Source organism: Amycolatopsis sp. DG1A-15b (genome assembly GCF_030285645.1).
Lineage (GTDB): Bacteria > Actinomycetota > Actinomycetes > Mycobacteriales > Pseudonocardiaceae > Amycolatopsis.
The window spans coordinates 8,801,753-8,826,772 of sequence record NZ_CP127296.1 but is presented as its reverse complement, the minus strand read 5'-3'; the positions used below and the strand labels follow the sequence as shown (position 1 = coordinate 8,826,772).

The 25,020-nt window shown below is 71.3% G+C and carries 24 protein-coding genes; 6 read left to right on the top strand and 18 right to left on the bottom strand.

The window, feature by feature from the left end:
* Positions 1-51: 51 nt before the first annotated feature.
* From QRY02_RS40920 to QRY02_RS40910, 3 genes are all read right to left on the bottom strand, one after another.
* Positions 52-1,473: an NDP-hexose 2,3-dehydratase family protein gene (locus QRY02_RS40920; protein ID WP_387041093.1), complete on the bottom strand. Its 1,422-nt coding sequence runs from the start codon at positions 1,471-1,473 to the stop codon at positions 52-54.
* Positions 1,474-1,554: 81 nt separating this feature from the next.
* Positions 1,555-2,625 carry an LLM class flavin-dependent oxidoreductase gene (locus tag QRY02_RS40915; protein ID WP_285988077.1) on the bottom strand — a complete coding sequence of 357 codons (1,071 nt, stop codon included), beginning with the start codon at positions 2,623-2,625 and terminating at the stop codon, positions 1,555-1,557.
* Between the two features lie 26 nt (positions 2,626-2,651).
* A complete protein-coding gene (locus tag QRY02_RS40910; protein ID WP_285988076.1) occupies positions 2,652-3,536 on the bottom strand; it encodes a TIGR03621 family F420-dependent LLM class oxidoreductase in 885 nt (294 codons plus the stop codon).
* 147 nt (positions 3,537-3,683) lie between these two features.
* On the opposite strand from QRY02_RS40910, the gene QRY02_RS40905 reads away from it, so the two are divergent.
* Positions 3,684-4,676, top strand: a complete 993-nt coding sequence (locus tag QRY02_RS40905) for a Gfo/Idh/MocA family protein (RefSeq protein ID WP_285988075.1) — start codon at positions 3,684-3,686, stop codon at positions 4,674-4,676.
* Between the two features lie 24 nt (positions 4,677-4,700).
* Complete coding sequence (locus QRY02_RS40900) at positions 4,701-5,999, top strand: aminotransferase family protein (protein ID WP_285994068.1); 1,299 nt, start codon at positions 4,701-4,703, stop codon at positions 5,997-5,999.
* A gap of 52 nt (positions 6,000-6,051) precedes the next feature.
* Here QRY02_RS40900 and QRY02_RS40895 read toward each other — a convergent pair whose 3' ends face one another.
* On the bottom strand, positions 6,052-6,699 hold the full coding sequence (locus QRY02_RS40895; RefSeq protein ID WP_285988074.1) for a dTDP-4-dehydrorhamnose 3,5-epimerase family protein: 648 nt from the start codon (positions 6,697-6,699) through the stop codon (positions 6,052-6,054).
* Positions 6,700-6,705: 6 nt separating this feature from the next.
* Positions 6,706-7,851 carry a glycosyltransferase gene (locus QRY02_RS40890; protein ID WP_285988073.1) on the bottom strand — a complete coding sequence of 382 codons (1,146 nt, stop codon included), beginning with the start codon at positions 7,849-7,851 and terminating at the stop codon, positions 6,706-6,708.
* Positions 7,852-8,052: 201 nt separating this feature from the next.
* Here QRY02_RS40890 and rfbH point away from each other — a divergent pair, with 201 nt between their 5' ends.
* From rfbH to QRY02_RS40870, 4 genes are all read left to right on the top strand, one after another.
* A complete protein-coding gene (rfbH, locus tag QRY02_RS40885) occupies positions 8,053-9,360 on the top strand; it encodes a lipopolysaccharide biosynthesis protein RfbH (RefSeq protein ID WP_285988072.1) in 1,308 nt (435 codons plus the stop codon).
* A 57-nt stretch (positions 9,361-9,417) separates the two neighbouring features.
* Positions 9,418-10,683, top strand: coding sequence for a cytochrome P450 family protein (locus tag QRY02_RS40880; protein ID WP_285988071.1), 1,266 nt, complete (start codon positions 9,418-9,420; stop codon positions 10,681-10,683).
* Positions 10,684-10,711: 28 nt separating this feature from the next.
* Positions 10,712-11,923 carry a cytochrome P450 gene (locus tag QRY02_RS40875; RefSeq protein WP_285988070.1) on the top strand — a complete coding sequence of 404 codons (1,212 nt, stop codon included), beginning with the start codon at positions 10,712-10,714 and terminating at the stop codon, positions 11,921-11,923.
* 97 nt (positions 11,924-12,020) lie between these two features.
* Entirely contained in the window at positions 12,021-12,509 is a 489-nt protein-coding gene (locus QRY02_RS40870; protein ID WP_285988069.1) for a pyridoxamine 5'-phosphate oxidase family protein, read from the top strand.
* 6 nt (positions 12,510-12,515) lie between these two features.
* Here QRY02_RS40870 and QRY02_RS40865 read toward each other — a convergent pair whose 3' ends face one another.
* From QRY02_RS40865 to QRY02_RS40805, 13 genes are all read right to left on the bottom strand, one after another.
* Positions 12,516-13,244 (bottom strand): TetR/AcrR family transcriptional regulator, encoded by a 729-nt coding sequence (locus QRY02_RS40865; protein WP_285988068.1) that lies wholly within the window; start codon positions 13,242-13,244, stop codon positions 12,516-12,518.
* 86 nt (positions 13,245-13,330) lie between these two features.
* Positions 13,331-14,839 carry a DHA2 family efflux MFS transporter permease subunit gene (locus QRY02_RS40860; protein ID WP_285994067.1) on the bottom strand — a complete coding sequence of 503 codons (1,509 nt, stop codon included), beginning with the start codon at positions 14,837-14,839 and terminating at the stop codon, positions 13,331-13,333.
* 141 nt (positions 14,840-14,980) lie between these two features.
* On the bottom strand, positions 14,981-15,913 hold the full coding sequence (locus tag QRY02_RS40855) for an alpha/beta hydrolase (RefSeq protein WP_285988067.1): 933 nt from the start codon (positions 15,911-15,913) through the stop codon (positions 14,981-14,983).
* Positions 15,914-15,990: 77 nt separating this feature from the next.
* Positions 15,991-16,758: a PIG-L deacetylase family protein gene (locus tag QRY02_RS40850; protein ID WP_285988066.1), complete on the bottom strand. Its 768-nt coding sequence runs from the start codon at positions 16,756-16,758 to the stop codon at positions 15,991-15,993.
* Positions 16,759-16,824: 66 nt separating this feature from the next.
* Complete coding sequence (rifN, locus tag QRY02_RS40845; RefSeq protein WP_285988065.1) at positions 16,825-17,736, bottom strand: kanosamine kinase; 912 nt, start codon at positions 17,734-17,736, stop codon at positions 16,825-16,827.
* A 4-nt stretch (positions 17,737-17,740) separates the two neighbouring features.
* On the bottom strand, positions 17,741-18,436 hold the full coding sequence (locus tag QRY02_RS40840; protein WP_285988064.1) for an HAD-IA family hydrolase: 696 nt from the start codon (positions 18,434-18,436) through the stop codon (positions 17,741-17,743).
* Between the two features lie 14 nt (positions 18,437-18,450).
* A complete protein-coding gene (locus QRY02_RS40835; RefSeq protein ID WP_285988063.1) occupies positions 18,451-19,527 on the bottom strand; it encodes a Gfo/Idh/MocA family protein in 1,077 nt (358 codons plus the stop codon).
* Positions 19,524-20,690 (bottom strand): 3-amino-5-hydroxybenzoate synthase, encoded by a 1,167-nt coding sequence (rifK, locus tag QRY02_RS40830; RefSeq protein WP_285988062.1) that lies wholly within the window; start codon positions 20,688-20,690, stop codon positions 19,524-19,526. The genes QRY02_RS40835 and rifK overlap by 4 nt, the downstream gene beginning before the upstream one ends.
* A gap of 140 nt (positions 20,691-20,830) precedes the next feature.
* Positions 20,831-21,622: a shikimate dehydrogenase family protein gene (locus QRY02_RS40825; protein WP_285988061.1), complete on the bottom strand. Its 792-nt coding sequence runs from the start codon at positions 21,620-21,622 to the stop codon at positions 20,831-20,833.
* A gap of 19 nt (positions 21,623-21,641) precedes the next feature.
* Positions 21,642-22,976: a 3-deoxy-7-phosphoheptulonate synthase class II gene (locus QRY02_RS40820; protein ID WP_502874164.1), complete on the bottom strand. Its 1,335-nt coding sequence runs from the start codon at positions 22,974-22,976 to the stop codon at positions 21,642-21,644.
* A complete protein-coding gene (locus QRY02_RS40815; protein WP_285988060.1) occupies positions 22,973-24,028 on the bottom strand; it encodes a 3-dehydroquinate synthase family protein in 1,056 nt (351 codons plus the stop codon). Before QRY02_RS40815 ends, QRY02_RS40820 begins: the two co-directional genes overlap by 4 nt.
* Positions 24,025-24,213 (bottom strand): hypothetical protein, encoded by a 189-nt coding sequence (locus QRY02_RS40810; protein WP_285988059.1) that lies wholly within the window; start codon positions 24,211-24,213, stop codon positions 24,025-24,027. The genes QRY02_RS40815 and QRY02_RS40810 overlap by 4 nt, the downstream gene beginning before the upstream one ends.
* Positions 24,214-24,232: 19 nt before the next feature.
* Positions 24,233-25,018 carry an arylamine N-acetyltransferase gene (locus QRY02_RS40805; protein WP_285988058.1) on the bottom strand — a complete coding sequence of 262 codons (786 nt, stop codon included), beginning with the start codon at positions 25,016-25,018 and terminating at the stop codon, positions 24,233-24,235.
* Between the last annotated feature and the right edge of the window lie 2 nt (positions 25,019-25,020).

The following is a 25,020-nucleotide window of genomic DNA, read 5'->3' as shown; positions in this document are numbered from 1 at the left end:
ACGCAAGCGAAAAGGCCGGTCCCGCGGGACCGGCCTTTTCGCCCACCGCGCTCAGAAGCTGCGCATGCCGGCCATCAGGCTGCGCAGTTCCACCGTCAGGTAGTTGCTGTGCGACAGCAGCGACATCAGCTGGCTCAGCGTCGTCCAGAGGAACCGGTCGTCGGGCTCGGCGGCGAAGTCGTCCTCGACCTCGATCACCAGGTAGCGGTTCTGCGCGTGGTAGAACCGGCCGCCCTCCTCGGAATGCACGACGTCCAGCCGCACGCGTCCGGTCGCGGCGGCCAGCGCGTAGTCGAGGTAGGGCGGGCGGTACTCCGCCGGCGCGTCGGTGTAGTTGCCGGGCTGGCAGTGCACCGTCGCGGTCAGCTCGGCGATGTTGAGCGTGCCCGCGTCGCTGCGGGCCTGCACCAGCGCGTGCAGCGTGCCGCCGATCCGCTTGACCAGCAACGCGAGCAGGCCGGACTGCCGGGGCGCCACCAGCGGCTGGGTCCACGCGGTGACCTCGCGGTTGCTGGCTTCCACGGCCACCGCGACGACGTCGAAGTACTTGCCGTCGCGGTGGTCGATTACGTCGTGGCCGAGGCGCCAGCCGTCCTCGGCGATCTCCTTGAGCGGCACCCGGCGCTGCACCAGCTCCTGGCGGGCGCGCACCTCGGTGAGCCAGCTGAGGATGTGGCCCGGGTCGTGCACGGCCCGGCCGCGGCCCGACAGCGAGCGGTGGACCGCTTCGACGAACGAGCCGTCGCCGGTGGTCCCCTCGTCCGGCCGCGCCAAGGCGGGCGGGACGCACGCCAGTACGGTCCGGGAATCCATGTTCACCATGTGGTCCAGCCGCAGCAGGCGCCGGATCTGGTCGAGCGTCAGCCAGCAGAAGTCCTCGTCCAGCGGGACGTCGTCGTCGGTCTCGACGACGATGTTGCGGTTGCGCTTGTGCAGGAACCACGACCCCTGCTCGGACTGCAGCCCGTCGAACAGCACGCGGCCGCGGGAGCCGGGCCGGAAGTACTCCATGTACTTGGTGGCCGCGCCGCCGTGGACCTTCATGTAGTTGCTGCGGGTGGCCTGCACGGTCGGCGAGATCTGCAGGCCGTTGATGTTGCCCGGCTCCATCTTCGCCTGCATCAGGCAGTGCGGGACACCGTCGAACCGCTTGACGAGGATGCCGAGCACGCCGATCTCCGGCTGCACGATGATCGGCTGGGCCCACTCGCTCACCCAGGGCCGGTCGGTCCGGACGCGCAGGCCCTCGACCGAGAAGAACCGGCCGCTGGCGTGCACCAGGTTGCCGGTGTCCGGCTCGAAGTCCCAGCCGGACAGGTCGGCAAACGGGATCCGGTCCACCTGGAAGCTGTTCGCGCGGGCCCGCGCGTTGAACCAGGAGTGGAAGTCCGCCATGGACATGACCGCGTCGTCGGCCACGGCGTCGGAGCGTCCGTCCCGTGCCGTGTCCTCGTGTATCGCGCTGTGGACCACGTCACTCCCTTCCTCGGCTCCGGCGAGCGTAGGACGGGCACCGCGCGGCGGGCATCCCCCGACCTGATAGGAACCGGGTGGTCAGCGGAACGCGGGCATGACCTCGGCGGCGAAGAACTTCAGCAGCTTCTTCATCTCCTCGAGCGGCATCTGCCGCGTCGAGCCGAAGTCGCACAACAGGTTGCCGTACCCCATGTCCTGAATGGACCGGATCTGGCCGATGACGCGCTCGGGATCACCGATGACCTCCAGCTGGTTCCAGGCGAAGTCCTTTTCGGCCGAGAGGTCCTTGAGGCGTTCCAGATGGTACTCGTAGCTCTTCGCGGCCCCGCCGGTCTTCAGGTCGATCGGCGCGTTGCCCGCCAGGAAGACCCGCGTCCGGTCGAACGCCGCCTCGAACCGGGCCTGCTCTTCGCGGGCCCGCTCGTCGGACTCGGCGACGTACACCACGCGGCTGGCGACGAGTTCGGTGTCCACCGCGTCGACCCCGTGGGCGGCGGCGGTCTCGTGCCAGGTCCGCGCGGCCTCGGCGATCCGCGCGAAGGGGGCGGCCGGGTCGGCCAGGATCGGCAGGCCGCGGGCGGCGTACTTCCGCACGGTCTCGGGGCTGATCGCGGCCACGTGCAGCGGCGGGTGCGGCCGCTGCACCGGCCTGGGAAACAGCGTCAGGGGGTGGGTGGTCTCGTGGAACCGGCCCTGGTACTCGAACTTCTCCGTGGTGAAGAGGCCGAGCAGCACGTCGAGGCACTCGTCGAACCGGTCGCGGGATTCGGCGAGGTCGAGCCCGAAGTTCTCGAACTCGATGCTCTGGTAGCCGCGGCCGATGCCGAGCTCGAGCCGGCCGCCCGAGAGCAGGTCCACCATCGCGGCCTCCTCGGCCACGTGGATAGGGTTGCGCAGCGGCAGCACGACGATCCCGGTGCCGAGCCGGAGCCGTTCGGTGCGGCCCGCCAGGTGGGCGAGCATGGTGAGCGTGTTCGGCACGGTGCCGAAGTCGTGGAAGTGGTGCTCGGCCATCCACACGCCGTCGAAGCCGAGCTCCTCCAGGAGCTCCACGAGCTCGACGTGGTAGCCGTAGACCTCCGGCGCGCTCATCCCCGCGAACTGGTGGAAGAGGTGGAAGGTGGAGAACTTCATCGGGCGGTTCGCCACGGGCGGGCTCCCTTCGTCGTGGTCCCCTACTTCCCGTGCAGGAGATCGATGACCGGGGCGAGCGCTTCGAGGTTGTGCTCGAGCACGGTGAAGTAGCTGAACCCGTAGCGCTCCCGGTGGGTTTCGAGTTGCTCGGCGATCTGCGCGACGGTGCCGACGAGCACGGTCGGCAGTTCGGCGAGCTGCTCGACCGTGCGCTCGGGCATCCGCCGGTGCACCGCTTCCAGGCCGGCCCGGCGATCGGCGGTGACGTCGACGCAGTGGGCGAAGACGTTCAGTTCGACCTCCGCCGCCCGTGTGCCGAGCGCGGCCTTGGCGAACCCGACCCGGTCGGTGAGCTCGGCGGCGTCGGCCAGCAGCATCTTGTGCGAGGCCGTGGCGCCGATGAACGCGATGGTGTCCGCGTGCTCGGCGGCCAGGGTGAGCAGGCCGTTCCCGCGCCCGCCCAGCAGCAGCGGCGGGCCGCCCGGCTGCGCCGGCCGCGGCTGGTGCGCCGGATCGGCGTAGCTCTTCTTGAGCTCCTTGATCGTCCGTTCCAGGTGATCGAGCCGTTGCCGGGCCTTCGGAAAGGGAATCCCGGCGGCGTCGAACTCCGCTTCGACGTATCCCGCGCCGAGGCCGAGTTCGAGCCGGCCGCCGGTGAGCTGGTCGGTGCCGGTGACCTCCCGGGCGAGCAGCACGGGGTGGTAGAACCCGGCGTTGAGGACGAAGGTCGTGAGCCGGACGCGTTCGGTGTTCTCCGCGGCCAGCACCAGCGCCGGAAACGGCGCCGGCATGCCCAGGTGATCACCCACCCCGATGACGTCGTAGCCGAGTTCCTCGGCCTTGCGGCACCTTTCGACCCAAGCTCGCCGCGGCGCGGGTGTGATGAGGTCGACCCCGAACCGGAACGGCTTCCTCCCAGTGGCCATAAGGGCAAAGTACCAATGTTCCGATCCATTGTCCGGCCCTTTCCTCGCGGGCGATCGCTATCAGGACGGGGGATGCCCGGATCGGCGGCCCTGTCCTAACGTGGCGGGCGAACCGTGCCGGAATCGTGCGTCCGTGAAGGAGATCCCGTGGCCCCACTGCGCATCGGGATCATGGGATGCGCGAGCATCGCGCTCCGGAAGATGCTGCCCGCCATGGCGGCCCTGCCCCGCACGGAAATCGCGGCGATCGCCAGCCGGAACGCCGGCAAGGCCGGGGAAATCGCGCGCGCCTACGCGTGCCGCGCGGTCGAGGGGTATTCGGCGCTGCTGGACCTCGACGACGTCGAAGCCGTGTACATCCCGCTGCCTAACGCGACGCACGCCGGCTGGATCGAGCGCGCACTGGCCGCCGGCAAGCACGTGCTCGCCGAGAAACCGTTGACCACCAGTGTTTCCCGCACGCGGGACCTGATCGCGGCCGCGAAGTCGGCCGGGCTCGTGCTGATGGAGAACGTCATGTTCCTCCACCACAGCCAGCACGTGGCGGTCCGGGACCTGCTGGCCGACGGCGCGATCGGCGAGCTGCGGGCGTTCCACGCCGCGTTCGCCGTGCCGGCCCGCCCGTCCGACGACATCCGCCACCGCGCCGAGCTCGGCGGCGGTGCGCTGCTGGACACCGGCGTCTACCCGGTGCGCGCGGCGATGTCCTTCCTGGGCGGCGAAGTCGACGTCGTCTCGGCGGTGCTCACCCGGCGCCACGGCCACCCCGTCGACTCCGCCGGGCAGGCGCTGCTGTGCACCGGCGACGGCGTGGGCGCGTCCGCGACCTTCGGGATCGACCACGCCTACCGGTCCGGGTACGAACTTTGGGGCAGTGAGGGCCGGATCGTGCTCGACCACGCCTTCACCCCGCCCGCCGACCACATCCCGTTGGTCCGCCTGGAACGGCGTTCGGGCGTTGACGAAATCCCGCTGCCGCCCGACGATCAGGTGGCGAACACGCTAACCGCCTTCGCCGCGGCCGTCCGTTCGGGACGGCTGCCCGACAACGACGACGTGGCCCGGCAGGCCGTGCTCGTCGACGACATCCGCACCAAGGCAAGGCTTTACGTCGATCACGCCACCGAGCCGGTGGGCTGAGGCCAGGAGGAACAGATCGTGACGATGACCGCGCAGAAAGCGCCGTCCCAGCTACTGGCGGCCCGGCTGCAGATCCCCCCGATCCCCTACAGCCACGCCGCCGGGTCCTGGGTGTACGCCTCCGACGGCACGCGCTACCTCGACGGCGCCAGCGGGATCGTCAACGTGAACATCGGCCACGCCCACCCCACGGTGGTCGAGGCCCTGCGGGACCAGGTCGGGATCTGCACCTACGCCAGCCCGGGCACGTTCGCGCCCGACCTGATGGAGCAACTGGCCGCGGCCACCGCCCGGGCGGTGCACCGGCCGGACGACCGGGTCATGTTCACCCCCACCGGCACGCACGCGACGGAATCCGCCATCGCGCTGGCCCGGCTGGTGCAGCGGGCCCGCGGCGAAGAGGGACGGCACAAGATCCTGACGTCGACGCTGGGCTACCACGGCAACAGCGCGTTCGTGCTCGCCCTGTCGGGCCACCGGTCCCGGCGTCCGCACGAGGACGACAGCTTCGGCCTCGCTCCGGCGTTCAACCCGCCGTACCCCGGCCAGCACCTCGACTGCCCGTTCGGCGCCTGCCGGGTCGAATGCGTGCGGGCGGTGCGCGACGCGATCGTCGAGGCCGGCCCGGAGACCGTCGCCGCGGTGCTGCTGGAACCGGTCAACGGCACGACCGGCGGCGGTTACGTCCCGCCGGCGGGATACCTGCGGGCATTGCGCGAGGTCTGCGACGAGTTCGGTGTCCTCGTCATCCACGACGAGGTCCTCACCGGGCTGGGCCGCTGCGGGCTGCCGCTGGCCTCGCACCACACACCGGGTTCGGCGGCCGACATCGTCACGCTGTCGAAGGGCCTCGGCGCGGGGTACGTCCCGCTGGCGGCCACGATGATCTCGCCGAACCTGGCCGAGGACATCATGGCCAGCGGAAAATGGCTGCCGCTGATGGGCACGATGTCGGCGACGCCGCTGCAGGGCCGGGCCGGGCTGGCGGTGCTGTCGGTGCTCGACGACCTGGGTGCCCTCGACCGCGACGAGGTCCGCGGCGCGGCTGTGGGCCGGCTCGTGGCCGACGCGGTGCGCGGCCGGCCGGTGGTGACCGACGTCCGTGGGCTCGGGTACTTCCACGGCATCGAGCTGGCCCCCGGCACGATCGGCGACGTCATGCGGATCACCCGGAGCAAGGGCCTGCTGCTGTACCCGTACGTCGGCTTCCGCCCGGACCGCACCGGAGAGGGCTTGCTGGTGGCCCCGCCGCTCAACGCGACCGACGGCGATCTCGATTTCCTCGGCGAGACACTGCGCACCTCGCTCGAACAGATCGCCTGAGGACCTGAAGAAAGGCCCGGGACCGTGGTCCCGGGCCTTTCTCGTTGCCGGTTCAGGAAGCGGTTGCGACCTCGGTCAGCCGCACGCGCGCCTGCCGCAGCGCCAGGCACTCCTCGTAACGCGGCAGCAGACCCAGCTCCCCCGCCTCCCGCAACGTCGGCGCCGCCGCGTCGCGCTCGGACAGGATGGGCTCGCCCGGCAGGTTCAGCGGGAGGCCGATCGCGGGATCCAGCGGGTGCACGGTGAGCACCTCCGCGGGCCGGTAGAGGTCGGACAGCAGGTACTGGACGCACGTGTCGTCCTCCAGCGCCACGAAGGCGTGGCCGAGGCCTTCCTCGACGTGGACGGCGGTGCCGCCGCGGGAGCTGAGCACGATCATGTCCCACTGCCCGAACGTCGGGGAGCCCGTCCGCACGTCGACGACGAAGTCGAGCAGCGAACCCCGCAGGCACGTCACGAACTTGGCCAGGCCGGGCGGGGTCATCGCCCCGTGCACGCCGCGGACGACGTTGCGGCACGACGTCGAGACGTTCGTCTGCAGGAACCGCGGCCGGTAGCCGAGCGCCTCGGTGAGCACGTCCTCGCGGTAGACCTCGAAGAAGTCGCCGCGCTCGTCGCCGAACGGCTGGGACGTGACCAGGTGCGCGCCGTCGATGGCCAGCGGCCGGACGGCCATGCTGCGGGTGCTGACGCTACCCATGTCCTCTTAGGACGCTTCCCGGACGAGCTGCTCGATGCGCAGCGCCACCTCGTTCGGCGACGGGAGGGCGGCGATCTCGCGGGCGAGCCCGCCCGCGGCCGCCTTGAACGCCGGGTCGGCGACCAGCTCGCCGCACGTCTTCGCGATGACCTCGCTCGTGGCCTCCTCGGGTGAGAGCACGACCGCGGCGCCGGTGTCGGCGAGCCGGCGGGCCATGTCGCAGGCGCGGTAGAGGTTGGGGTCCGGGATCAGCACCTGGGGCACGCCGAAGCTCAGGCCCGTCATCATGGTGCTGCCGCCGGTCTGGTGCACCAGGACGTCACACGTGGGCGCGACGACGTCCAGCGGGATCCAGCCCGCCCGCACGTTCTTCAGCCGCTCACGCAGTTCCGGCGCCGCGTCCTCGGTGACGGCGACGAGGACTTCGGCGTCCAGGGTGGCGACCTGCTCGACGACGCCCTGCAGGAAGTCGTACTGGTTGTAGTTCGCGACGCCGGTGCCGATGGTGACGCCGATCCGGGTGCCCGCGCCCTTGGTGTACATCCACGGTTCCAGCACGGACTGCGAGTTGCCCGGGATCCACCGCATCGGCTGGCCGCCCTTGAGATCTTCGGGCAGCAGGCTCGGCGGCGCGATCTCGATCGTCATGGCGGGCTCGGGCAGGCCGTCCAGGCCGAGCTCCTTCAGCTGCTCGCGCAGCTGGTCTTCGGCGCCGGAGTCCATCCGCCGCGGGCTGTGGATGTCCCAGGCGTGGCGCACGTACGGCACGCCGAGGTGGGCGGCCAGCAGCGGGCCGGCGTAGGAGGTGACGCCGCTGACGATGACGTCCGGCCGCCAATCCTTGCTGAACGCCAGCAGGGCGTCCAGGGTCACGTACTCCATGTGCGCGTACCAGCGGCCCGCCATGATTTCGCGCTCTGCCGGGTCCTCCGGGACGTGCGTCAGGCCGCTTTCGGCGATGACCTGCCGCGGGGTGACGCCCGGGGCGGTGGTCCGCACCGCGGACAACCCGACGCCGGCGATCGTGTCGACCATCTCGTCGACCGACGCCGTGGTCATCACCTGGTGCCCGGCGTTGCGCAGGGCGTTCGCGAGCGGAACGTGGCTGAACACCGTCGACGGGGCGACCCCGGCGAGATTAAGAACCTTCACAAGATCGTCCTCCCAGGGGTGGCTCGTGGTCGGCTCCAGCTTGCCCACGACACCGCCGCCAGCCATCACCAACGCGGGTAGTTCCGGCCGGTTGCCCGGAGCGGCCTACCACGTTGAGGGATGTCCCGTAACCCAGGCGCTTCTAGCGTCACTGGAGCGTTAGGTCCGCAACCGCACCCGACCGCAGGGGATCGATACGACATGGTCGACTCAGCCCGATCGGACCTGCTGGCGCAGGTCCGCGACTACCACGACGCCCAGTCCCCCGGGCCGGCGCCGTTCATCCCGGGGCAGACGCCGATCCTGTCGTCCGGGGCGGTGCTGGACGCCGCCGACCGCGAAGCCCTGGTGGCCGCCGCGCTCGACCTGCGCATCGCCTCCGGCACCATCGCGACGAAGTTCGAGTCGTCCTTCGCCCGGAAACTCAAGCGGCGCAAGGCGGTGCTGACGAACTCCGGCTCCTCGGCGAACCTGCTGGCGCTGAGCACGCTGACGTCCCCGACGCTGGGCGACGAGCAGCTCAAGCCCGGCGACGAGGTCGTGACGGTCGCGGCCGGCTTCCCGACCACGGTGAACCCGATCCTGCAGAACGGCATGATCCCGGTGTTCGTCGACATCGAACTCGGCACGTACAACACGACGGCCGAGCGGGTCGAGGCCGCAATCTCCCCGCGCACGCGCGCCATCATGATCGCGCACACGCTGGGAAATCCTTTCCCCGTCGCGGAAATCGCCGAGATCGCGAAGCGCCACGGCTGCCACCTCATCGAAGACAACTGCGATGCCGTCGGCTCGACGTACCACGGGCAGCTCACCGGCACATTCGGCCGGTTCTCGACGGTGTCCTTCTACCCCGCCCACCACCTGACCATGGGTGAGGGCGGCATGCTGCTGTCCTCGGACATCAAGCTGGCCAAGCTGGCGAAGTCGTTCCGCGACTGGGGCCGCGACTGCTGGTGCGAGCCCGGCGAGGACGACCGCTGCCTGAAGCGGTTCGACCTGCACCTCGGCACGCTGCCGGAGGCCTACGACCACAAGTACGTCTTCTCCGAGGTCGGCTACAACCTCAAGAGCACCGACATCCACGCCGCGCTCGGGCTGAGCCAGCTGGCGAAGTTGCCGGACTTCATCGACGCCCGCAAGCGCAACTGGCGCCAGCTGCGCGAGGGCCTCGACGGCCTGCCCGGGCTGATCCTGCCGGAGGCGACGCCGGGCAGCGACCCGAGCTGGTTCGGCTTCATCATCACGGTGAAGCCCGACGCGGGCTTCGACGTCCCGGAGGTCGTCGAGTACCTGGAGGCGCGCAACATCCGCACCCGGCGGCTGTTCGCGGGCAACCTGACCCGCCACCCCGCCTACATCGGCAAACCACAGCGCATCGCGGGGCCGCTGACCAACAGCGACATCGTCACCGAGCGGACGTTCTGGATCGGCGTCTATCCGGGCATCACCACGGAAATGATCGAGTACGTGATCGGCACGCTCAAGGAGTTCGTCGCCACGCACTGACCGAGTGCCGTCCACTGTGGACTTCGCTGCCGAGTTCCAACACGAAAGGAAGGGCCCATGACCACCACTGCCGAGACTTCGGCCGAACCGGTCGACCTGTTCTCCCCGGAAGTGGTCGCCGACCCGTGGGGAGCGCACGCGGCCGTCCGCGAGGCGCCGACGCTGCAGATCGGCGGCTTCATGGGCGGGCCGCCGATGTACCTGGCCGCCCGCTACGAGGACGTGCGCCAGGTCCTCATGGACCAGCGGTTCCAGTGCAACCCGCTGGCCGATTCGCCCGCCGAGGACATCCGCAACGGCGTCTTCCGGCACCTGGACATGCCGGAGGAGCTGATCCCCTGGCTGAAGAACCTCATCAACGCCTCCGACGGCGAGGAGCACGCCCGGCTGCGCAAGCTGGTCTCCTACGCGCTGACCGCGCACCGGGTCGGCAAGTTCCGCCCCCGGGTCGAGGCGCTGACCGCGGAGCTGCTCGACAAGCTCGAGGCGGCCGGAGGCGACGGCACGCCGATCGACCTCGTCGAGTCGTTCTGCTACCCGCTGCCGGTCACCGTGATCTGCGAGCTGGTCGGCGTCGACCACGAAGACCGTCCACAGTGGCGCGCGTGGAGTGACGCGATGGCCACCCTGGACGGCAAGCGGCTCCCGGAAGAAGTGCGCAAGACCCTCGCCGCCGCCCGCGGGATGATCGAGCGGCGGCGCGCCGAGCCGAAGGACGACATGGTCACCGCGCTCGTCGAGGCGCAGGCCAAGAACCCCGGCATCGCCACCGACGACGAACTGGTCGGCGTCCTGTTCAGCCTGGTCACCGCCGGGCACCAGACGACGACCTACCTGATCGGCAACTCGGTGCTGGCCCTGCACGAGCACCCGGACCAGCTCGCGCGGCTGAAGGCCGACCCGACGCTGTGGCCGCAGGCCGTGCGCGAACTGCAGCGCCTGGGCCCGATCCAGTTCGGGCAGCCGCGGTTCGCGACCGAGGACATCGAGGTGGGTGGCACGGTGATCCCGCGCGGGATGCCCGTGGTGCCGCTGATCATGGCCGCCAACAGCGACCCGCGGAAGTTCCCCGAGCCGGAGAAGCTGCAGATCGACCGGCTCGCCGTCGGCAGCGAAAGCCACCTCGGCTTCGGCAAGGGCATCCACCGCTGCCTCGGCCAGCACGTCGCCTACCTGGAGGCGGAAGTGGCGCTGCGCGGGCTGTACACGCGGTTCCCGGACATGACGCTGGCGGTGCCACGCGAGGAGATCCCCTGGATCCTGCGGCCCGGCTTCACCCGGACCAAGGACCTCCCGGTGCGGCTCGTCCGGCCGGCGTCCTGAGCCAGCTCGTCGCTTGAGGAGGATTCCCTTGACGGAGACCGTCGCCTTCCCGCAAGACCGCACCTGCCCGTACCGGCCGGCGCCGGGCTACGAGCCGCTCGCCGACCGGCGCCCGATCGCCGAGGTCACCCTCTACGACGGCCGCAAGGCCTGGGCGGTCACCGGGCACGAGCTGGCCCGCAAGCTCCTGACCGACCAGCGCATCTCCAGTGACCGGACCAATCCCGCGTGGCCGATGGTCAGCGCGGCCGCGGCCGTCGAGTTCACCGACGTCCAGCAGAAGGTCATCAAGCTGCTCACCGCGCTGGTGGGCGTCGACGGCCCGGCCCACCGGGCGCGGCGCAAGCTGGTGCAGGCGGGGTTCACGGTCAAGCGGATCGACTCCCTGCGGCCGAAGATCCAGGCGATCGTCGACCGGCAGATCGACGAGATGGTCGCCGAAGGCGCTCCGGCGGACCTGCTCAAGAAGTTCGCCTCGCCGGTGCCGCTGATGGCGTTGTGCGATCTGCTCGGCATCCCGCACGAGGACCAGGACTACTTCGAGAAGAAGGCCCACCAGATCCTGTTCGGGCCGGACGCCGGCGGGGCCTACGACGAGCTGATGGCCTACCTGTCGAAGCTCATCGACAAGGCCCAGCAGAACCCCACCGAGGAGGGCTTCCTGCAGGCTCTGCTCGCCGAGCGCGACCCGTCGAGCGACATCGACCACGAGGAAATCCTCCAGATGTTCCTCATCGTGCTGGTGACCGGGCACGACACGACGTCGAGCTCGATCGGGCTGGGCGCGTTCACCCTGCTGCAGCACCCGGAGAAGCTGGCCGAGCTGCGGGCGGACCCGTCGCTGATGCCCGCCGCGGTGGACGAGCTGACCCGGTTCGTGGTCGTCCCCGACGGCCTGCAGCGGGTGGCCGCGGACGACATCGAGGTCGACGCGGACACCACCATCCGCAAGGGTGACGGCGTGTTCTTCCTCTTCTCGCTCATCAACCGCGACGAGGAAGCCTACGACCAGGGCGACACGCTCGACTGGCACCGACCGACGTTCCGCGACCACCTGACGTACGGGTTCGGGACGCACCAGTGCGCGGGGATGAACCACGCTCGCGCCATCATGGAAATCGCTTTCCAGCGGCTGATCGACCGGCTGCCGGGATTGCGCCTGGCCGTCCCGGCCAACGAAGTCCGGGTCAAGCCGGGAGACGCGTTCCAGGGACTGGCGGAGTTGCCCGTCGCTTGGTAGCGCGTCGTTTTTCCGCCTCGGCCGGCCGGTTTTCCGGCCGGCCGAAGCGGCTTTCGGTGGAGCACCACGTCTGGAGGGGATCTCGGTGGACCTGAGCATGACCGAGCGGGAACAGCAGGAGTTCCTGGCCGGCAAGCACATCGGCGTGCTGGCGTTGCACCGGCGAAGCGGCCCGCCACTGGCGGTACCGATGTGGTACGGCTACGAGCCCGGCGGCGACGTGCTGTTGTGGACCGACGGCGAGGACACCTTGAAGGGCAGGCTGATCAAGAAGAACGGTGCCTTCACCTTGGTGGTGCAGAACGAGGATCCCCCCTACCGGTACGTCTCCGTGTCCGGGCCGGTGACGGCGTGGGAGGAAGCCACCGTCGAGGCCGCGTACTCGGTGGCGTCGCGGTACCTGCCCGAGCGGCAGGCGCGGGAGTTCGTCGAGGCGTTCAACGCGGGCCACGTGATCATCAGGATGACGCCGGACCGCTGGCGCAGCGTCGACTACGGCAAGACGTCGAACGTCCTGACCGACAGCGAAGGTACCCGGCTGCGGGAACACGTGCAGACGGCCCGGCGCGGGCGCGGGCGCGACTGAGCGGCGTCACCCGCCGGCGACCATGCCGGTGAACAGCCAGTTCAGCCCGCGGTCGAAGTCCCGGTCCCGCAGTTCCTCGATCGACTGGTCGCCGTCCCGCTCCAGCAGGCCGCCCTGTTCCAGCGTCGAGGACATCGCCGCCATGCTGCCCGTCACCTCGGCCGCGAACTCCTCCGCCGTGCGACCCGTCTCGGCGAGGTGCTCCAGCCAGCGGCTCTCCGTCGCCGTGAAGCCGTAGACGTACTGGAAGAGCACGTTCAGCGCCGCCGAGCGGTCCTTCAGCGGCAACGGTGAACGGGCCATCACCGCCTGGGCGCACTCGGTGAAGCGGAGGCTGCTCGGGCCGATGTTCAGGTACTCGCCGTAGCAGCGGATCGCCCACGGGTGGGCCACCATCGTGCGGCGCCACGCGCGGGCGAGGGCGCGGAGGTCCTCGCGCCAGTCGTTGCCGTCGTCGATCGACGGGAGCTCGATCTCGCCCGCCACCGCGTCGAGGGCCAGCTCCAGCAGGTCGTCCTTGTTCGCGACGTACCAGTACACCGACATCGGGGTGACGTTGAGTTCCTCGGCCAGCAGCCGCATCGAGAACTTCGCGTCGCCCTCGGCGTCGAGGACGCGGACCGCGGTGACGACGATCTTTTCCCGGTCGAGCTCGGATTCGCCGGCCCGGTGCTTGCGGGCCGGCCGCGGGGAAAGCCACACGCTCTCGCGGGGCTGTGAGGCCCGTTTGCCCATCGTGGCCCTCCGTTCTCACCGGAGTTCAACGGTAAAGGGGGCAGGGTGCGTGGCGCCACGCACCCTGCCTGATCGTGGGGGCCGCCTCAGGCCGCCTGGTGCGCCTCCGACCGGGCCGCCCGGCGCAGCAGCAGGCCGGCGAGCAGGCCGCCGAGGACGACGGCCAGCGCACCGATCAGCTCGCTGGCGCGCACGCCGCCGGCGAAGGCGTCGCGCACCTGCGCCTGCAGCTCGGGGGTCCGCGCCTCGAGCAGCGCTTCGTGCAGCGAACCGGCGGCGCCGGCACCGAGGCCGACCGGCAGCAGCGCGGCGAACCGCGAGTTGAGCACGGCGCCGAGGATGGCGACGCCGAGCCCGCTGCCGAACTGGTTCACGGTGCCCTGCACCGCGGCTCCCGATCCCGCCTTCTCGGCCGGGATCGAGGTCATGATGGCGTTGGCCATGGCGGGCATGGCCAGCGCGATGCCGCCACCCATGACGAGCAGGCCGGCCAGCATCCCGCCGTACCCGCGGTCGGGCGTGCCCAGCACGGCCACCATGGCGAGACCGACGGCGTTCAGCGTCATCCCGACGGCGATCGTCATGGCGATGCCCAGCTTCTCGAGCAGCTTCGCGCCGAGCCCGACGACGTTCAGCGCGACGACCACCAGCGCCAGCGGCGCCGTCCGGAGCCCGGCCTCCAGGGGGTCGTAGCCGAGCACGAGCTGCAGCTGCTGCGTCAGCAGGAAGACCGAGCCGCCCATCCCGAAGGCGACCAGCAGGCCGCCGGAGATCGCGCCGTTGAACCGGCGGTTGCGGAAGAAACCCATGTCGAGCATGGGGTTCGGCACGTGCAGCTCCCACCGGACGAACGCGGCCAGCGCGACCACGCCGATGCCGGCCGCCACCAGGACGGTGGCCGAAGCCCAGCCGTGCTCCGGGCCGGAGATGATCGCGTAGACGATCCCGGCCATGCCGATCGTGGAGAGCGCCGCACCGATCAGGTCGGGCCGGTTGCCCTGCGGGTCCTTGGATTCCGGCACGAGTTTCGCCACGGCGACGCAGCCGAGCAGCGCCACCGGGATGTTGACGAGGAAGATCGAGCCCCACCAGAAGTGGGCGAGCAGCGCGCCGCCGATCAGCGGGCCGCTGGCGTACCCGAACGAGCTGACCGCGCTCCACAGCCCGATCGCCTTCGGCAGTTCCTTCTCGTCGAAGACCTGCATGACGACGGCCAGCGTGGTGGTGGTCAGCAGCGCACCGCCGATGCCCATCCCGGCCCGGGCCGCGATCAGCTGCCCGGAGGACAGGCTGAACGCCGCGGCCAGCGAACCCACGCCGAAGAGCAGAAGCCCGACGAGCAACGACCGTTTCCGGCCGTACCGGTCGCTGAAACTGCCGGCCGTCAAAAGCAGCCCGGATTGGACGAGGGCGTACGCGTTGATCATCCATTGGATATCGGCGGTGGTGGCGCCGAGATCTTCGGTGAGCTTGGGGATGGCCAGGTTCAGGACCGTGTTGTCGACCAGGACGACCAGCTGGGCCAGGGAGATGACGGCCAGAATCAGCCAGCGACGTGGATTGCGGGTTTCGGTCACCGCCACCGTGGCGTGCATTTCGCGCAAGAGGGCTCCCCCCGGTAGCGAATTGCGTCCGACAAGTTCTTATACACCATATAAGGATGGTCGGGCGGTGCGCAAGGGGCAGGCTCCGGCGGGGCTGCGAAGGCGCCGGAAGAAAGCTGCGACAAGGCCGGTTCAGCGACCGGTCACGTGCCGCAGGACCGCGAGCTGCTCCTCCTGCTCACGCCGGCTGATCGCGGCGTCGGCGCAGCGCGCCGAGCCGTGGAACGTGCCGGGGAACAGGTGCAGCTCGACGTTCACCCCGGCCGCCTGCATCGCCACCGCGTACGCGATTCCCTCGTCCCGCAACGGGTCGAACTGCTTCACCGCGACGTACGCCGGCGGCAGCCCGCTCAGGTCGGCCGCGCGGGCCGGGGCGGCGTAACACGGCACCGCTTCCGTCGCCCGGACGCCCGGGCCGAGGTAGGCGTCCCAGCTGATCTCCGCCTGCGGCCGGTTCCACAGCGGCGTGTCGACGAACTCGCGCATGCTCGGCGTCTCGAGCCGGTCGTCCAGGACCGGTGCGTTGAGGAACTGGTACGCGAGGTGCGGCCCGCCGCGGTCGCGGGCCAGCAGCGCCAGGCCGCCGCTGAGGCAGCCGCCCGAGCTGATGCCGTAGGTGACGATCCGCCGCGGGTCCACGCCCAGTTCCTCCGCGTGACCGGCGAGCCAGCACAAGCCGGTGTAGACGTCCTCGAGCGGGCCGGGGTAGCGCGTTTCCGGCGCCAGGCGGTACTCCACCGAGACGACCACGATCCCCAGCGCGCGGGCCAGCTCGACGCACGGCACCTGGGCGACGTCGAGGTCGCCGACCACGAACCCGCCGCCGTGGATGAAGTACAGCGCCGCCGGCGTCAGCGGCCGGGCCGGGCGGTAGACGCGCAGCGCCACCTCGTGCCCGTCACCCGGCACCCGCACGTCGTCGATCCGCAGGCCCGCCGTGTCCGGCGCCGGCAGGCGATCTCTGAGCTCGCTGACCGCCGCCCGGGCCAGGGCGAGGTCACCGAGGTCGGTGACCGGCAGGGCCGGTACTGCGGTGGCGAGCTCGGGGTCGAACGCATAGACCATGGTGCCTCCGTGAAAAGACGGGCCGCACGGCGCGGGCGGGTGCCCGTGCGGTGCGGCCCGGAGAGAACAAGGGGTGGTTACGCCATGAGGTCGGTTTCGGTGATCCCCGGCCCCTGACCGGCGCGGATGAACCACTCGGTGCCGAACATGGTGCGGAACGTGTCCTCCGGCAGGTCCGTGAACAGCGTGGACTGCGGGGTGATCTGGCTGGCGTGGGCGAGCAGCGCCTTGCGCTTGTACTCGGTGTACGCGGAGACGTCGACCCGGCAGGTGAGCTCCGCCTCCGGGGTGCCGAAGTCCGGCCCCGCGGGCAGCTCGACACCGGCCTGCTCGGCGAGCACGCGCTGGTTCGCCTTGATGTGCTCGCGGTTGATCGTGGACTGGAACACCTTCGGCGTGCCCGCGAGCTCCGCCGCGCGCGTGCCTACGCGGTGCACCTGGATGTGGTCGGGGTCGCCGTAGGTGCCCTTCTCGTCGTACACCGTCAGCACGTCCGCCTGCTCCTCGCGGAGGATCGCGGCAACCTTCTGCGCCGCTTCCTCGACGTCGGCCGTCTGGAACGTGCGGGCGCCATCGGCCGCGGCCACCATCCCGGAGTCGGTGTAGCCGAGGAACTCGACCCGGTCCACGCCGAGCACGTCGGCGGCCGCCCTGGCTTCGACGGCCCGGCGGTCGGCCAGCGTCTCGCCCTCGGCGAGGAGACCGTCCGGCTGGTAGCCCTGCTCGCCGCGGGTGGCGAGCACGAGGACCACGCGGTGGCCGTCCTCGTGGGCCTTGCGCAGGACGCCGCCGCAGGTGGTGGTGTCGTCGTTGGGGTGTGCGTGGAAGGAAACGAGAGTGCCCATGGCGCCGAACCTACGCACGCGAGACGCACGCGGGATCCCGCAGGTGAGCAGTGCTGCGGGGGCGGCTCACGGCACTTCCCCGGCCGCCACCAGCCCGGCGAGGGCCACCGCGCCCCGCAACGACGACAACCCGCCCAACGCGGCCGGCTCCACCGGCAGCGGCGCCTGACCCTGACGCACCAGATCCGCCAAGAACCCCGAGACCGACGGCACGATCTCCGGGATCCCGGCCGCGAAACCGCCGCCGATCAGCACCCGGTCCGGGTGCACCAGCTCCTGGACGCCGGTCACCGCGGCCGCCAGCGCCCGGGTCGTTCCTTCCAGCGCGTCCGCCGCCCACGGCTCCCCGTTGCGCAACGCGCGCTGCAGCCCGTAGTAGGTGACGTCCGCTCCGCGCAACAGGCTCGCGCGGCGGAGGGTCGCCGGGCCCGAGGCGAGCGCCTGCAGGCAGCCGCGGCGGCCGCAGACGCAGCGGACTCCGCCCATCTCCACGATCACGTGGCCGATCTCGAACGAACCCCGGCCGAGGCCGGGGCACGGCACGCCACCCAGGACCAGGCCGCCGCCGATGCCGGTGCCGATCCCGATGTACAGCAGGTTCTCGCAGCCGGATGCCCGCGCCTCGGCGAGCGCGCCGAGGTCGCCGTCGTCGGCCCAGGCGACCGCCGCTTCGGGGAACAGCTTGTGCAACGCCGTTTTCAGGTCCACCCCGGTCCACTCCGGACGGCTGGGCCAGGTCGCCACCCGGCCGTCCGGGCCGACCGTGCCGGGCATCGCGACCCCGACCGCCTCCAGCGGCGTGCCGAGGCGGTCCCGCAGCCGGGCCACGTGACCGGTGAGCTGGGCGAGGTCCTCCTCGGCGCTGTGCCGGGCTCCCCAGGAGAACGAGGTTTCCTCGACACAGACGGAGCCGGTCTCGACGCGGAAGGCGACCTTCGTGCCGCCGACGTCGATGCCGAGGTGGTACGGGGTGCCCACGTCGTCAGCCGGGCACCGACGGGCAGAGCGCGAGCAGGTCGGCCGGCTGCCGCAGCACCACGTCGGGACCGGCGGCGAGCAGCTCGCCGATGTCGTCCGGGGGCGCCCACAGCGCGGCGGCCGAGGCGACGCCGGCACCTCGCGCACTCGCCAGATCGGTGGGCGCGTCACCGATCATGATGGCCAGCTCCGGCGGGACGTCCAGCAGGTCCAGCGCGTGCCGCACGATGTCGGGCGCCGGCTTGGGCCGGGCGACCTCGTCCGAGCCGATGACGTGCTCGAAGAACGGGAGCAGGCCGAGGTCGCCGAGCAGCGACCGCGCCCGCGGCCCGCTCTTGCCGGTGGCGATGGCCAGCCGCAGGCCACGGGCCCGCAGCGTCAGCAGCAGCTCGGTGACCCCGTCGAAGACCTGGACCTCGCCGGCGAGGCGGTAGCTCTCGCGGACGAAGGGTTCCTCCATCTCCAGTGGAAGGTCCATGATCCGCATGATATCGGGAAAGTATCGGCCGAGGTGGCGCCGATATTCCTCGAAGGGCGCGGGCCCGTCACCGACGACTTCGGCGTAGGCGATCGCGAAGGCCTCGCTCATCACCGCGAAGCTGTCGACGACGACCCCGTCGAGGTCGAAGATGACCGCGTGCCGGACCGGTGCCGAGGGATCGGCCCCGGCGTGCGGTCGGTCGACGATCGGGAATGTCATGGAGCGCTCCTTCATCACTGGTACGCCGGAACCGCACCCCGGCCGCGCGCCGAGCCCGCGGAGGCGTAGAAGTTCTCGATCATCGAGACGATCGGCCGCGCTTCGGCGACGGCCCGGCCGCGGTTGCCGGGATCGGCCAGCATCGCGGCGAGGTCGCTCACCTGGCGCGTGTATTCGACGCCGACGCGCTCGAGCGGCACGGGCAGCCGGGTGGTGGTGCCCTCGCGAGTCACCGACAGCACGGGTTCGGGCTCGCGGTTGGGGCTGAACCCGAAGGTGCACCGCAGGTCGGCGGTGCCGGCGCTGCCCTCGACGTGGATCAGCGAGACGTCCCGTGCCTGGTGCGAGGCCCAGCTCGCCCGCAGGGAGACCGAGACGCCGTCCTCGCGGACCAGGAAGCCGCGCGCGGTGTCCTCGACGTCGGCGGCGTCCGCGCCGAGCTGGTCCTGCCGCCACGCGGCGCGCCAGGCGCCGGCGTTGACGAAGTCGTCCGACGTCACGCCGATGACCTGCGTGAAGGCGGCTGGGCCGAGCAGGAACGCGAGCGTGTCGAGCAGGTGCCAGCCGAGGTCGTACAGCGCTCCCCCGCCGGCCTTCTCACGCTGGGTGAACCAGCCGCCCGCGCGCGGCACGCCGCGCGCCCGGATCCAGCCCATCGCGACGTGCCGGATGTCGCCCAGCTCGGGCAGGACCTGCCGCAGCGCCCCGACGTCACCGCGGTAGCGGGCGGCACTGCCGGCCAGCAGCATCCCGCCGCTGCGTTCGGCTGCCGCGAGGACGTCGATCTCGGCCGAGGTCAGGCACACCGGCTTCTCGAGGAACACGGAGATCCCGGTGGCGAGCAGCGCGCCCGCCACCTCGGTGTGCAGGTAGTTGGGCACCGCCACGACGGCGAGGTCGACCTCGCGCGCGGTCAGCGCGGACACCGCGGCGTGCGTGGGGATGCCGGTCGCCTTCGTGAACGCCTGGCGCGACGCCGGATCGGCGTCCACGGCGGCGACCACCTCGAAGTCCGCGTGCTCGCGCAGGAGGGGCAGCCACAGCTCCCGGCCCGCCCAGCCGAGCCCGACCACCGCGGCCCGGACACTCATGCCCGGGCCACGGCGTCGGCGATGATCTCGGCGGTCGCGTGCAGCTCCGGCTCGCCGGCCAGCAGGACCCGGTGGTGCAGCCAGACGCAGTCACTGCTGATCGCGTCGGTGTTCGGGCAGCGCTTCGCGATCGCGTCCACGCTTTCGTCCGGAGCGCCGAGCTCCCAGAAGGCGTCGGTGCGGTAGATCGCGCGGAACGCGGCGAAGGCGGGCAGGCCGGCCTCGACGAGCCGGTCGACCAGGGCGTTGCGCCGGTCCTCGGGGAGCCCGGGCACGCGGAACATGGCCATGTAGTGGGAGTTGCGGTCGGCACGCACGTCGCCGCCCTGCGGCACGACGCCGTCGATCTCGCCGAGCAGGCGGGACAGCAGCGTCCAGCGCTCGTCGCGCACGGCGATCTGCTCGTCGAGGCGGGCCAGCTGCGCGCGCAGCACGGACGCGGAGAACTCGTTGAGCCGCATGTTGGAGCCGGCGATCTTGTGGAAGTACCGGCGGTCGTCGCGGGGGCGGCCGCAGCTGTGCCGAAGGAACGCGGTCTCGTACTTTTCGGTTTCGCCCTCGGGGAAGACGACCGCACCGCCCTCGCCCGCCGTCATCAGCTTGCCGTTCTGGAAGCTGAACGTGGCGATGCTGTCCAGCTCGCCGACGCGCTTGCCCTGCCAGCGCGCGCCGTGCGCGTGCGCGGCGTCCTGCAGCAGCGGGACACCCGTGTCGGCGGCGATCTTCGCCAGCGCGTCCATGTCGGCCATCAGCCCGGCCATGTGCACCGGCATGATCACCTTGGTGCGCGGGGTGACGGCCGCGGCGACCGCCTCCGGGTCGAGGTTGTAGGTGGCCGCGTCGACGTCGACCGGGACGGTGACCGCGCCGAGCCGCTGGGCCGCCTGGGACGAGGAGATGAAGGTGAAGGCCGGCACGATGACCTCGGTGCCCGGGCCGACGCCCATGACCTGCAGGGCGAGTTCCAGCGCGTGCGTGCCGTTGGTGACCGCCAGCGCGTGCGCGGCGCCGTGGTGGGCGGCGAACTCGCGCTCGAAGGAGTTCACCTCGTCCCCGCCCATGCGCCACCACTGACCCTGTTCGAGCGCGCGGACCAGGCCGTTCCGCTCGGCGTCGTCGTACTGCGGCCACGCGGGGAATTCCGGTGCCTTTCGCGCGTTCATGGTTCTCCGAATCTCCGCTGGGGTTCGAATTGCAGAAAAAGCCCGTGCCGTGTCCGGAATGCCTCGGAATCAGCGTCCCCACCAGGCTAGATCGGTCCCCGGGCGGCCTACATCCCTCGGCTTGGTAGTGGCCGGTTCGTTCAACCGAGGCCGAAGAAATCGCGGTAGGAGTCCAATTGGCCGGTGAGCATGTGGCTGCCGTAATGGACGTGGTGACCGAGGGCCGCCGCTTCGCGGAGAAGGCGGGTTTCGCGAGGTTTCATGACGATGTCGGCGACCACGCGGCCCGGGGCCAGCCGGTCCGGCCGGAACGGCAGCGGGTCGCCGGGTCGCAGCCCGAGCGGGGTCGCGTTCACGACGATGTCGGCGCCCGCGGTGTCCGGCTCGGCCGACACCGACGTCCGGCCCGGCCAGTGCGCGTCCAGGCGGCCCTTCAGGGCGGCCAGCTTCGCGGTGTCCGGATCGCACAGCGCCAGCCGGTCGGCGCCGGCCGCCAGCAGGGCGGCCGCGATGGCGCTGCCCGCGCCCCCGGCACCGACGAGGGCCACCCGGCGGGCCTTCGGGTCGTGCCCGGCGCCGACGAGCCCGGCCGTGAACCCGGTGCCGTCGAAGTTCTCGGCGTACCACCGGCCGTCGGCTTCGCGCCGCAGGGCGTTGGCGCTGCCGGTGATCTCCACCATCGGGCTGCGCCGGTCGGCGAGCCCGGCCACGGCCACCTTGTGCGGCACGGTGACGAAGATGCCGTCGAGGTTGGCGACGGCCCGCAGCCCGGCGACGATCCGCTCGAGGTCCGGCGCCGGCGCGTGCACCGGGACGAGCACCGCGTCGACGTCCAGCTCCGCGAAGAGCGGGTTCAGCAGCCCGGGCGACTGGACCTGGACCACCGGATCGCCCAGCACGACGTACAGGCGGGTGCTGCCGCTGATGGTCATCTCGGCCTCCCCGCTGCGGCTAGCGCAGCATCTTCGCGATCGCGAACGCGAGTTCGACCGACTGGCCGGCGTTGAGCCGCGGATCGCAGGCGGTCAGGTAGCGGTCGGGCAGGTCGGCCTCCGCGATGCCCGCGGCCCCGCCGAGGCATTCCGTCACGTCCTCGCCGGTCACCTCGACGTGGATGCCGCCGGCGTGGGTGCCGAGCTGCCGGTGCACGGCGAAGAAGCCGGCCAGCTCGGCGACGACGTGACCGAAGTGCCGGGTCTTGTAGCCGTTGCCCGACGTCCGGGTGTTGCCGTGCATCGGGTCGCACTGCCAGATCACGTCGTGCCCGGAGGCGGCGACCTTCTCCACGATCGGCGGGAGCAGCTCCCGGACCCGGGCGTGCCCCATGCGGCTGACCAGCGTCAGCCGGCCCGGCGTGCGGTGCGGGTCGAGCCGCCGCACGTACTCGACGACCTCTTCCGGGGTGCAGCTCGGCCCCAGCTTCAGGCCGATCGGGTTGGACAGCAGTTCCGCGAAGGCGATGTGGGCGCCGTCGAGCTGGCGGGTGCGCTCGCCGATCCACAGGAAGTGCGCCAGCCCGCTGGACAGCCGCGGTTCCGGGCCACTCGAATCCGCCCACAGGATGGCCCGCTCGTAGTCGAGCAGGAGCATCTCGTGGCTGACGTAGATCTCGGCCGGGCGCGCCGGCCGCCCGAAGTCCGGGAACGGCCGGCCGCCGGCCGAGGACGCGCGGCGGGCGCCCGCGAGCACGACCTGCGCCGCCAGGGGTTCTTCGATGCCTTCGGCGCAGAGCTTGCGGACGAGGTCCATCGCGCCGGCAGCGTGGGCGTAGGCCAGCAGCATCCGGTGCGGGTCGGGGGTGCGGGCGGCGGCCGTGCACTCCGGGGAGTTCACGATGTCGCCCCGGTACACCGGCAGGCCCAGCGCGTCGACGGCCTGGGACCGCGGCTTGGCGAACTGCCCGGCCATCCGGGCGATCTTGACCACCGGCAGGCCGGCCGCCTCGGCCAGCACCTCGCCCATCCGCTCCAGCACCCCGAGGTTGGCCCGCAGGTGCGGCTCGGTGTTGCCGGCGAAGGTCTCCGCGCAGTCCCCGCCCTGCAGCAGGAACGCCTCACCGCGGGCGACCGACGCGAGCCGCGCGCTCAGCCGGGCCGTCTCCTCCGGCGCCACGATCGGCTCGGCGTCGTGCAGCAGCTCGAGCACCGTGCCCGCCCGCCCGGCGTCCGGCCAGCACGGCTGCTGCGCGGCCGGCCGGGCCAGCGCCGCGCTCAGCCGGCCGGCCAGCACCCGGTCGACCGCCCGGCCGTGGACCGCGAGGTCCGGCTCCGCCGGCAGCCGCTTCACGTCGCCGCCGCTTCCGTCGCCCCCACCAGGTTTTCCAGGCTCTCGCGGGGCATCCGGTCCAGGACGTCCGTGACGACCCGCGCCGGCACGTCGCTCACCAGCTCCGCGCCCCGCGGCCCGGCCAGGACGAAGGCGAGCCCGGTGATCGCCTTCTTGTCCCGGTACATCTGGCGGACGAGCACGGCCGGGTCGACGTCCACGGGCAGCGCGGCGGGCAGGCCGTAGTGGCGGACGACGGCGAGGTGTTCGTCCACTCCGGACTGTCCGAGGCGGCCCAGCGCGCCCGCCAGCCGGCCCGCGAAGACCGTGCCGATCGCCACCGCCTCACCGTGGCGCAGGGCGAAGCCGGTGGCGATCTCCAGCGCGTGCCCCAGCGTGTGGCCGTAGTTGAGCAGGTGGCGCAGCCCGGTGTCCCGCTCGTCCTGCGCGACGATGCCCGCCTTGAGGGTGACGCTGGCGGCGATCTGCTCCGGCAGCGACCGCCCCCGCAGGTCCGGCGCGCCGATGAAGTGGCAGCGGGCGATCTCGCCGAGGCCGTTCAGCACCTCCCGCCGCGGCAGTGTCGTCAGGTAGTCCGTGTCGCACAGCACCGCGCTGGGCTGCCAGTACGCTCCGACGAGGTTCTTGCCCGCCGGCAGGTTCACCGCGGTCTTCCCGCCGACGCTGGCGTCGACCTGGGCGAGCAGGGACGTGGGCAGGTGGACCACGGCGACACCCCGGTGGTACAGCGCGGCCGCGAGCCCGACGACGTCCGTGGTCGTGCCGCCGCCGCAGGAGACCACGACGTCGGACCGGGTGAGCCCGAACCGCGCGAACTCACCGCACAGTTCCTCCACTGTGGACAGGCGCTTGGCCGGCTCGCCGTCGCGCGCCGGGAGCAGCAGGGTCTCGACGCCGGTGCCGGGCACCCAGTCCGCCGGGCGGGCGGACACGACCACGGCCCGCCTCGCGCCGAGCCGCTGGACGACCTCGGGCAACGTCGTCCGCACCCCGGGGCCGACGAGCACGTCGTAGGAGCGGTCCGCCAGGCGCACCGGAATCGTCGTCCTCACGGCGTCTTCTTCCGCGGCTCCGGCACGGTCACGTACGGCAGGTCCGCGATCCGGGACACCGGCTCGCTGCCGTGGTGGAGGTATTCGCCACCGTAGAAGAAGTTCAGGTACGGGATGTAGTGGTGCTCGTACGCGGCTTTGCAGAAGCCGGCGAACTTCGCCAGCAGGCCCGCTTTTTCCGTCATCGTCGTGCCTTTCGCCAGTTCAGCCGAGGTCGCCGGACAGCACGCGGGACACCAGCGTCCGGAGCTCGTCGTCGTCGGTGATCGTGCGCACCTGCTCGCGGCCGTTCTCGACCGTCAGGTAGCGGCGCTGCCGCAGGAACACCTGGCCGTTCGCGAACGCCCGGCCGCACAGGGTTTCCTGCGTGTCGGTGCGGGTGGTGTCCCCCACGAGGGCCCGGAAGTTGTCCTCCAGTTCCTTCCAGTCACTCCACTGACGCGGTTGCGTCGTGAACGTGTAGACGACGCTCCAGCGGGTGACCGCACCCCGGCGTTGCAGCGCGTACCCGGATTCCTGCTCCACCAGCCGGAACTGGCTCCCGCACCGGGTCTGCACCGCGGGCGAGACCTCCAGTGGCTCGACGTAGGTGGGGCCGGGGTAGCCGACGTCCACGAGCCAGTCGGCGCCGTCCAGGGTGACCAGGTTGAACATGTGCTCGACGTCGGTGCCGAAGGTCTCCCGGCCTTCGGCGGTGCTGCCGGCCAGCGGCGTGACGTCGTAACCGAGTTCGGTCAGGAGCCGGTGGAACAGCCGGTTCAGGTGGTAGCAGGCGCCCCCCTGCCCTTCGGCGATGCTGGTCACGAAGACGTCGTCCTCGTCGAGGTCGACGACGTTCACCGCGTCGCGGAGTTCGTAGGCGAGGCTGTTGTAGGGGATCGCCATCAGGTGGCTCTTCTGCAGCTTCGCGAGCGTCTCGAGGTCCACGCCGGTTTCCCCGCCGCAGCCGATCCGCTGGAGGTAGGTCTCCAGGTCGAACACGTTCTCCACCT

Excerpts from the sequence above, each read along its gene's own strand:
- QRY02_RS40910 (WP_285988076.1), bottom strand. The coding sequence starts at position 3,536 with ATGGCCACTGGGAGGAAGCCGTTCCGGTTCGGGGTCGACCTCATCACA.
- QRY02_RS40900 (WP_285994068.1), top strand. The coding sequence starts at position 4,701 with ATGACCGCGCAGAAAGCGCCGTCCCAGCTACTGGCGGCCCGGCTGCAG.
- QRY02_RS40895 (WP_285988074.1), bottom strand. The coding sequence starts at position 6,699 with ATGGGTAGCGTCAGCACCCGCAGCATGGCCGTCCGGCCGCTGGCCATC.
- rfbH (WP_285988072.1), top strand. The coding sequence starts at position 8,053 with ATGGTCGACTCAGCCCGATCGGACCTGCTGGCGCAGGTCCGCGACTAC.
- QRY02_RS40880 (WP_285988071.1), top strand. The coding sequence starts at position 9,418 with ATGACCACCACTGCCGAGACTTCGGCCGAACCGGTCGACCTGTTCTCC.
- QRY02_RS40870 (WP_285988069.1), top strand. The coding sequence starts at position 12,021 with ATGACCGAGCGGGAACAGCAGGAGTTCCTGGCCGGCAAGCACATCGGC.
- QRY02_RS40865 (WP_285988068.1), bottom strand. The coding sequence starts at position 13,244 with ATGGGCAAACGGGCCTCACAGCCCCGCGAGAGCGTGTGGCTTTCCCCG.
- QRY02_RS40860 (WP_285994067.1), bottom strand. The coding sequence starts at position 14,839 with ATGCACGCCACGGTGGCGGTGACCGAAACCCGCAATCCACGTCGCTGG.
- QRY02_RS40855 (WP_285988067.1), bottom strand. The coding sequence starts at position 15,913 with ATGGTCTATGCGTTCGACCCCGAGCTCGCCACCGCAGTACCGGCCCTG.
- QRY02_RS40850 (WP_285988066.1), bottom strand. The coding sequence starts at position 16,758 with ATGGGCACTCTCGTTTCCTTCCACGCACACCCCAACGACGACACCACC.
- QRY02_RS40840 (WP_285988064.1), bottom strand. The coding sequence starts at position 18,436 with ATGACATTCCCGATCGTCGACCGACCGCACGCCGGGGCCGATCCCTCG.
- QRY02_RS40835 (WP_285988063.1), bottom strand. The coding sequence starts at position 19,527 with ATGAGTGTCCGGGCCGCGGTGGTCGGGCTCGGCTGGGCGGGCCGGGAG.
- rifK (WP_285988062.1), bottom strand. The coding sequence starts at position 20,690 with ATGAACGCGCGAAAGGCACCGGAATTCCCCGCGTGGCCGCAGTACGAC.
- QRY02_RS40825 (WP_285988061.1), bottom strand. The coding sequence starts at position 21,622 with ATGACCATCAGCGGCAGCACCCGCCTGTACGTCGTGCTGGGCGATCCG.
- QRY02_RS40810 (WP_285988059.1), bottom strand. The coding sequence starts at position 24,213 with ATGACGGAAAAAGCGGGCCTGCTGGCGAAGTTCGCCGGCTTCTGCAAA.